Here is a 6926-nt window from a genome sequence, read left to right on the forward strand (position 1 = left end):
CCTGCGCCGCAAGACTCATCTTTGCTTCATGGAAATCACTTGTTGGCACCAGCACATCACCTGTTGTTGGGTCAAGAGTAACCTCGACGCCAGAATTGATCAGCGCTTCAACAACGCGTGCCTTTTCGGATTCAGGTAAAGACGCATATAATGTTGTGCGCTGTGGTGCCTGCATGAAAACAAAGACAAAAAGACCTGCGACAGCAAAAACAATAGCCGCAAAGGTAGGCACGGCTCTGCGCACTGCAGGGTCTGCTGTAAACCGTCTTACTGTCGAGAGCATGCCAGTGTCCGATTTGACAGCAACGGTTGTTCCATCTGCTTTTGCGTCACCCATATTTGCTGCTTCAGCCATTTTAATCTCTCTTGTTTAATCGCCAATGTGGCTAATGAAATTTAAAAGTCTATGCGGATTAGACCGGCATATTCATGATGTCTTTGTAAGCACTGAGTACCTTGTTACGAACATTCAAAGTCATCTGGAAACCAAGTGATGAAACCTGCTGATTAATCATGACTTTCGTCAGATCATTTTCAGTGCCCATTTCAAAGGCTTTGGTTAATTCAGCCGATTTTGTTTGCGTATCCGCAACCGATTTCAAAGCATCACCGATCCGATCTGAAAAACCGGTATCTGGTTCTTTGTTCATGGCTGCTTCTGCACGCTTTAAAACTTGTGCGTGCAAGCTAGAGATATTGCTTCCAACTGGTCCGATAGATGTCATTGTCTAATCTCCTTAGCCAACTGCAACATTCTGCAGGCTATTCGATGTAAGCGGCTGTCGATTCATGTTGTGAATGACGTCGTCAGTCACGATATCGGCTGCCGTGATTTTATTGTCCATTGCCAGCACCAAGGCGCGCTGAAGAACATTTTCAAGTTCGCGAACATTGCCAGGCCAGGCATAGCTGGTCAGCTTTTCAACGGCGCCATCTGTTAGCCATGGAATATTTGAGATTTCAGGGCAGTGGCGACGCATCAAGAATGTGCAAATAGGGACAATATCCAAAGCGCGATCAGCAACACTGATTGTGTTCAGTGGGAACACATTCAACCGGTAATACAAATCTTCGCGGAAGCCGCCTGTGCGGATTTCATGCGCCATGTCACGGTTAGTTGTGGCAATGACGCGAACATCAACCGGAATATCAGTCTGCGATCCGATAGGCGTAACTGCCTTTTCCTGAAGCACACGCAGAAGTTTAGCCTGTAAACCAAGAGGCATCTCTGAAATTTCGTCAAGAAGAAGCGTGCCACTGTCGGCCGCGCGGAAGATGCCTTTATTTGAGGTAGATGCCCCCGTAAAGGCACCCTTCTCATAACCAAATAAGATCGCCTCAAGCATATTTTCAGGAATAGCCGCACAATTCACTCCAACGAAAGGGGCAGCAGTGCGTGTCGAATGATTATGTACAAATTTTGCAAGCACTTCTTTACCTGTTCCGGTAGGGCCGTTTACGAACACCGTTACATCTGTACTTGCAACTCTCTTGGCTAAATTCAGCAACTCGAAGCTGGAACTATCACCTGCGGCAACATTTTTTTCACCTGACAACAATGTGGCGATCAATTGCAAACCATAATCAAGGGCGCGGTCCGCCAAAGCGTCAGCAAGCGTCGTTGTTTTCACAGGGAGAGATACGCGGATGAATTTACCGCCAAACTGTTCCTCTATGGAAAAGTCAGGTTGGTTCTCGTTGACGACAAGGACTTGACTGGCACGATATTTTCGACCAAGCGCAATAATAGTTTCCTGACCACCTGATTTGGTTTCAAACGCTGCTGAACAAACATAGGCATGCGCACGCCCCTGATTTTCACCATCGCCAGACGCGTTACTATCAATCTTCGACGTGAATGTAAGCATGCGGTCTTTAAATATTTCAGCTAGGCGCGTTGCGGCGTCGAAGCTATCGATTTCCAAGTGAATTGAGCCCATAATATTCGCCTTCGGTTAAAAATTGTTGTCACCGAAGTAAGGCAAGAACCTTGCCAAGTTTAATAATGTATTAATTTTTTTTATTAAGCATTGTTTTCATTGCTATTTTTTTTGAAAGTTTTGCTGAAAAAAACTATTCAAAATTCTGACGTTTTGCTTGAATTGTTAAGGAATTACTAACAGAATATTGACACATGTGTTTTTCAAAGGAATTTTTACCGTGCACCAAACAGATGAGCTTATTGTTGGCAGCTCAGCCGCTTCTAAAGACTTAAAAAAGCTAATCGAGGTAGTGGCGCCGTCATCGACAACCGTACTTGTGCTTGGTGAAACAGGCGTCGGTAAAGAATTAGTTGCCCGCGCCGTGCATAATAATTCCAATCGCACCGGGGATCTCATTTCGGTAAATTGTGCCGCCATTCCAAGTGAATTGCTTGAAAGCGAATTATTTGGACATGAAAAAGGCGCCTTTACAGGTGCCGACAAAAACCGCAAAGGCCGGTTTGAAATGGCCGAAGGCGGCACTCTGTTTCTTGATGAAATTGGGGACATGCCTCTATCCTTGCAATCAAAACTACTTCGCGCTCTGGAAGATCGAACAATCCAGCGCGTTGGTGGTGGCAAGGATGTAAAGGTTGATTTCCGCCTTATTTGTGCAACGCACCAGAATATACCATCAAAGGTAGATAACGGCTCTTTTCGCGCTGACTTGTATTACCGGATCAATGTATTCCCTATCCAAGTGCCTACATTAGCTGAACGCACGGTAGATATTCCACAAATCGTTGAGCGCATTTTGGCGCAAATGAGCGAGTATGAAAATATTCTTCCCCCTGAAATATCTGAAAGTGGATATACCGAGCTAGGCCGTTATACATGGCCAGGCAATGTGCGCGAGTTACGAAATGTAGTGGAGCGCGCCGTTGTGCTGTTCGCTGGCAAAAGTATTTCCGGTACCCAGGTCAGAGAGAATCTATTGCGGCTGAAGGTTCCCGACCGTGAAGAAGAAATGAATGCTATTTGGGATGCCGCAGATGATTTGAGTGGTATTTCATTGGGCGGAATTGGCGATCCTGAAGATGCGCCCCTGCCCCACCCTTCACATTATCGGGATTGGTTTAGCTATTTTGAAACTATTGATCTACGAAGACATCTCCGCGATATAGAGGTAGTTTTGATTGAAGCATCATTGGAAAAAAGCGACGGCATGGTTAGCCAAGCTGCTGCCGCGCTGAAATTACGGCGAACCACGCTGATTGAAAAAATGAAAAAATTAATGATCGAAAAGCCAGTGGCTCAGTCAAGCACCCTAGAAAACATCGACTAGCTTGGACGATAGCCGCCTAACTGACGTAACTTTGATCCGGTGTTGTGGCGTAACTCAGCCATAAGACCCAGAACCTTTTCCTTGGCAGCATCATTCTGCTCTACGCAACGTCTTGCAATCTTGAACCATTGCTCCTCGGTGGTAGCATCCTGCGGCACTTCCATTTTACTCACCAGATTTCGGCGCGATTGATCTAAAACCTCAATAGCCGCAAAATCGGCTCTATTGATTGCATCATCAATTTCATGGCTTAGCACCTCAAACTCTTTTATCAGTGCTAGATTGTTTGGATATTGTTTGGTTTTTATAACGGTTTTCATGTAGCTACCTTTCCTATTGTCCCCCATGCATCACAAATTTCATCCAATGCGCTTATAGCAACCTTAGTTCCTTCAATTTTATTATTTCCTGAGTCGGTGATGAGCTGAATTCGTGCATATTCATAAAGCCGAAACAAATTTTCAGCAATTTCACCACCATCTTCGAAGTTGAGGCTCGTTTGTAGCCCATAGATGATACTCAATGAGCGTGATAACGCCTTAGAGCGCTCCTCTGGAGACCCTTTGGGATCCTCTACATTCACGACAAATTTGTTCATCGCCCTTAACAGTTCTTCAAACATAAGAAAAACCATTGCATGAGGATCATCTGACTCAACAATAGCGTCTTGATCAGATTTTTTATAAGCATGCATCATTTTATTGTAGCTCATAGACGAATTTAGCTCCTATTTCTTGCATTTTGACACAGTTGTGGTATTGCTAAATACATGATCAATACTTTAGCAAATCAAGCTATACCGCCAGTTGCAGCGTCAAAACCTGCCAACGCTTATGCGATGACTGGGCTATCACCTGCAAACATTGTGCCAAGTTTGCGTCAAACAGTGATGGGAATTGAGGCAACAAGCCCTTTACAGGTAATGCCGAAAGAATATCAAAAGCAGCCCGCAGTGATTATCAGGCATCCAAGACATGCCCCATCCGCAGTTGCAGCCGAGCAATTTCTTGCGGCACGTGCATTAATGTCACCTGCCTATCAACATAATACATTAGCATCGAAAATAGCGCGCATTTCGAATATGCATTTAGAAACACCGCGTTTTCGTGATCATGTGGATATTCTGGCCTAATCAAGCCTTTGTTTCGTTAGGCGCGTTCTAAATCAGCGACACGCCCCTGCAATCCCAGATATAACTTAAACAAGTCAGCTTCTGTTACAACACCAAGCAACACATTGTTGTCCCGGTCAATTACAGGGATATTTTCTCCAACAAAATTACTGGCAATTTCGATAGCTTGCTGCAGTGACGCGTCATGCTTGATTGATATTGGGTTGGACTCGATATGCTGAATTACCTGACTATCAGGTGATACGGCCAACAAAAGATGCAAGGTTAGTTTGCCTTTGAACTTGTCATTTTTATCAAGCACATAGGATTCTGTCACTTTTGCATCAAGCATGATCTTGATCGCATTTTGCGCTGAACAAAGTTCATCTAAATGCACGTAATCATCATGAGCAATGTCAGCAACATAGGTTTCCATCATTTCAATGTGACCGCGACCAAGCGATACATCAATGCCACGATCCAGAAGTTGCCGGTCAAAAAATGAATGACCGAACAGAAAGTGCGCGACCATCGAACAGGTTACAACGCTCAACATGGCCGCCACAGCAAACTCATAGCTCATGGTTAGCTCAAGAATTATCAGAACACCGGAGATCGGCGCGCCTATAACAGCACTTGCCACCGCCGCCATACCACAAATGGCCATGCCGGGCCCTGCACTCAAAATACCGACGCTTGCAAATATACGCCCCATAATTGCACCGGCAGAAGCCCCAACAAGCAAGGCTGGTGAAAATACACCACCAAACATACCGAAACCAATACAAAGTGCGGTCAACCCTATCTTGGCGATAAGTAATAAAATCAGGCTTATATGTAATGATTCCGAGTTCAGAATATCGGAAATCGCAGATGTGCCAAGACCAAGAGCTTCAGGAACCCACATCCCAACAATACCCGCACCAACTGCCGCAGTGATAAGCAATCGTGCAGGTGACCAGCCAGATGAAGCCGCAAACCGCGCACTATGTCGAATTGACATCATGAATAAAACAGCAATTAGGCCAAATAATGGGCCCGCAAGTAACGCCGCTGGTAACAGCCCGATCAAATCAACGTTGATGTTATCCATTGCAAACAGATAACTGTCACCAAACATCCATTTGCTAACCCCAGCCGCGGTAATGCTTGCGATAGCGATTGGGGCAATGGCACGCAACGAGAAATGCCGTAAAATGGCTTCATGCGCAAAAATAATACCTGCAATCGGCGCATTAAAACCAGCCGCAATGGCTCCAGCAACACCACATCCAATAAATACATCGGTTGATAGCATACCGCCTGTATGCTGACGCATAAAGCTGCCCATCGTGGCGCCAAAATGCACAAGTGGTCCATATTGACCCACCGATCCACCGCCCGCTGCCGAAACGAAAGCAGCAAGAGTAGAACCAATGCCCGCCCGAACATCCAACTCATTATCAGTGCGGTGCGCGGCATAAATGCTGTCAGCGGGGCCATGAAACCGGCTGATTTTAAAAAGACGACGGATAATTAAAATTGCGACAACTGCCAGCAATAATCCACATAAGGGTGCTAAAGATAGGCTGGTTGTGCCAATTGTAACATCAAGGCCGCTTACGCTACCGCGAACATCAGAGAGATACTGAACGCCCTTTACAAAGCCGTTTGACATTAACGCCATTACCAAACCAAACAACAGTCCAGTCACAATCACGGCAACAAATGACGTCAAAACAGAGGTATATTTACCAAAACTCTTGAGACCTAAACTTACCACTCAAACAAACAAGCATCAAAAAAGAATTCAACAAAAGTCATACTAGTGGGCAATTTAATGACCACGTGCCTGCCTCCTTAAGCAAACATTAATATGTTTAGAGGCCTATTGCATTAATTTTATCTAAAGCGGCATAAATATTGCAAAGTTATGCCGTTAACAAAACGAGATGAAATTTCGGGTATGATTAAATGGCAGTAGATTATCTAAGCACCCTAAATGTGGGCTCTGGACTAAATACCACCGAGTTAATTGACACTCTGGTGACGGCTGAACGTGCACCAACGGAAAGCCTTATAACCAAAGGTAAAGATGAAAGAACTGTCAACATTTCTAGTGTTGGCAAGATCAAACAAGCCTACAGTGATTTCAACACAGCCCTTACACCATTAGATAGCATAACAGGCCTCACAGCATCTCACGTTGGAAGCTCACTAGACATCGAAATCACTGACAAAACAATTGCAAAGAATTTTTCAAGTAATATTGAGATATCTAGTCTTGCTACAAGTCAAACTTTAGTTTTTGACGGGTTTTCTGCAGTAACTTCAAGTTTAGGAACCGGATCATTAGCAATATCACTTGGCAACAGAGAAACAATTACCGTTGCAGAAACAACAGCTGGTGATGGTTCAACTTTAGAAATTCAATCTTTAGCAGGTTTTGATAGCTCAACCATCACAAGCCTTGCTGGCAAAACTCTTACATTGTCAGATGGCACCAATACTGTTTCACATTCTTTTTTACCTGGATCACTTACTGTTGAAGAAACAACTCCCGGTTCAT

At 44.6% G+C, this 6926-nt stretch carries 8 protein-coding genes and 1 pseudogene; 3 read left to right on the forward strand and 6 right to left on the reverse strand.

The features are described from left to right. From ABNT28_RS09270 to ABNT28_RS09280, 3 genes and pseudogenes are all read right to left on the reverse strand, one after another. Window positions 1-355 (reverse strand): annotated as a pseudogene (locus tag ABNT28_RS09270) (flagellar M-ring protein FliF); the annotation flags it as partial. 58 nt (window positions 356-413) lie between these two features. Further along, window positions 414-725: a flagellar hook-basal body complex protein FliE gene (gene fliE, locus ABNT28_RS09275; protein ID WP_332923316.1), complete on the reverse strand. Its 312-nt coding sequence runs from the start codon at window positions 723-725 to the stop codon at window positions 414-416. 12 nt (window positions 726-737) lie between these two features. After that, the gene (locus tag ABNT28_RS09280) at window positions 738-1940 is read right to left on the reverse strand and encodes a sigma-54 dependent transcriptional regulator (protein WP_332923317.1); all 1203 of its coding nucleotides are present in this window, start codon (window positions 1938-1940) and stop codon (window positions 738-740) included. 220 nt (window positions 1941-2160) lie between these two features. Here ABNT28_RS09280 and ABNT28_RS09285 point away from each other — a divergent pair, with 220 nt between their 5' ends. Further along, the gene (locus ABNT28_RS09285; RefSeq protein WP_332923318.1) at window positions 2161-3267 is read left to right on the forward strand and encodes a sigma-54 dependent transcriptional regulator; all 1107 of its coding nucleotides are present in this window, start codon (window positions 2161-2163) and stop codon (window positions 3265-3267) included. Here ABNT28_RS09285 and ABNT28_RS09290 read toward each other — a convergent pair. Beyond that, a complete protein-coding gene (locus ABNT28_RS09290) occupies window positions 3264-3587 on the reverse strand; it encodes a hypothetical protein (protein ID WP_332923319.1) in 324 nt (107 codons plus the stop codon). The genes ABNT28_RS09285 and ABNT28_RS09290 overlap by 4 nt on opposite strands. After that, a complete protein-coding gene (locus ABNT28_RS09295) occupies window positions 3584-3979 on the reverse strand; it encodes a flagellar protein FliS (RefSeq protein WP_332923320.1) in 396 nt (131 codons plus the stop codon). Before ABNT28_RS09295 ends, ABNT28_RS09290 begins: the two co-directional genes overlap by 4 nt. Before the next feature lie 57 nt (window positions 3980-4036). Here ABNT28_RS09295 and ABNT28_RS09300 point away from each other — a divergent pair, with 57 nt between their 5' ends. Further along, complete coding sequence (locus tag ABNT28_RS09300; protein ID WP_332923321.1) at window positions 4037-4399, forward strand: hypothetical protein; 363 nt, start codon at window positions 4037-4039, stop codon at window positions 4397-4399. Window positions 4400-4415: 16 nt separating this feature from the next. Here ABNT28_RS09300 and ABNT28_RS09305 read toward each other — a convergent pair whose 3' ends face one another. Further along, window positions 4416-6044, reverse strand: coding sequence for a chloride channel protein (locus ABNT28_RS09305; RefSeq protein WP_332923322.1), 1629 nt, complete (start codon window positions 6042-6044; stop codon window positions 4416-4418). Between the two features lie 287 nt (window positions 6045-6331). Between ABNT28_RS09305 and ABNT28_RS09310 the strand changes: the two genes are divergently transcribed. Further along, the coding region (locus ABNT28_RS09310) for a flagellar cap protein FliD N-terminal domain-containing protein (protein ID WP_348721451.1) at window positions 6332-6926 on the forward strand (595 nt) is incomplete at its 3' end.

Source organism: uncultured Candidatus Puniceispirillum sp., from assembly GCF_963979125.1.
GTDB lineage: Bacteria > Pseudomonadota > Alphaproteobacteria > Puniceispirillales > Puniceispirillaceae > Puniceispirillum.

Coding starts and splice junctions, on each gene's coding strand:
- fliE (WP_332923316.1), bottom strand. CDS start 725: ATGACATCTATCGGACCAGTTGGAAGCAATATCTCTAGCTTGCACGCA.
- ABNT28_RS09280 (WP_332923317.1), bottom strand. CDS start 1,940: ATGGGCTCAATTCACTTGGAAATCGATAGCTTCGACGCCGCAACGCGC.
- ABNT28_RS09290 (WP_332923319.1), bottom strand. CDS start 3,587: ATGAAAACCGTTATAAAAACCAAACAATATCCAAACAATCTAGCACTG.
- ABNT28_RS09295 (WP_332923320.1), bottom strand. CDS start 3,979: ATGAGCTACAATAAAATGATGCATGCTTATAAAAAATCTGATCAAGAC.
- ABNT28_RS09300 (WP_332923321.1), top strand. CDS start 4,037: ATGATCAATACTTTAGCAAATCAAGCTATACCGCCAGTTGCAGCGTCA.
- ABNT28_RS09305 (WP_332923322.1), bottom strand. CDS start 6,044: ATGGCGTTAATGTCAAACGGCTTTGTAAAGGGCGTTCAGTATCTCTCT.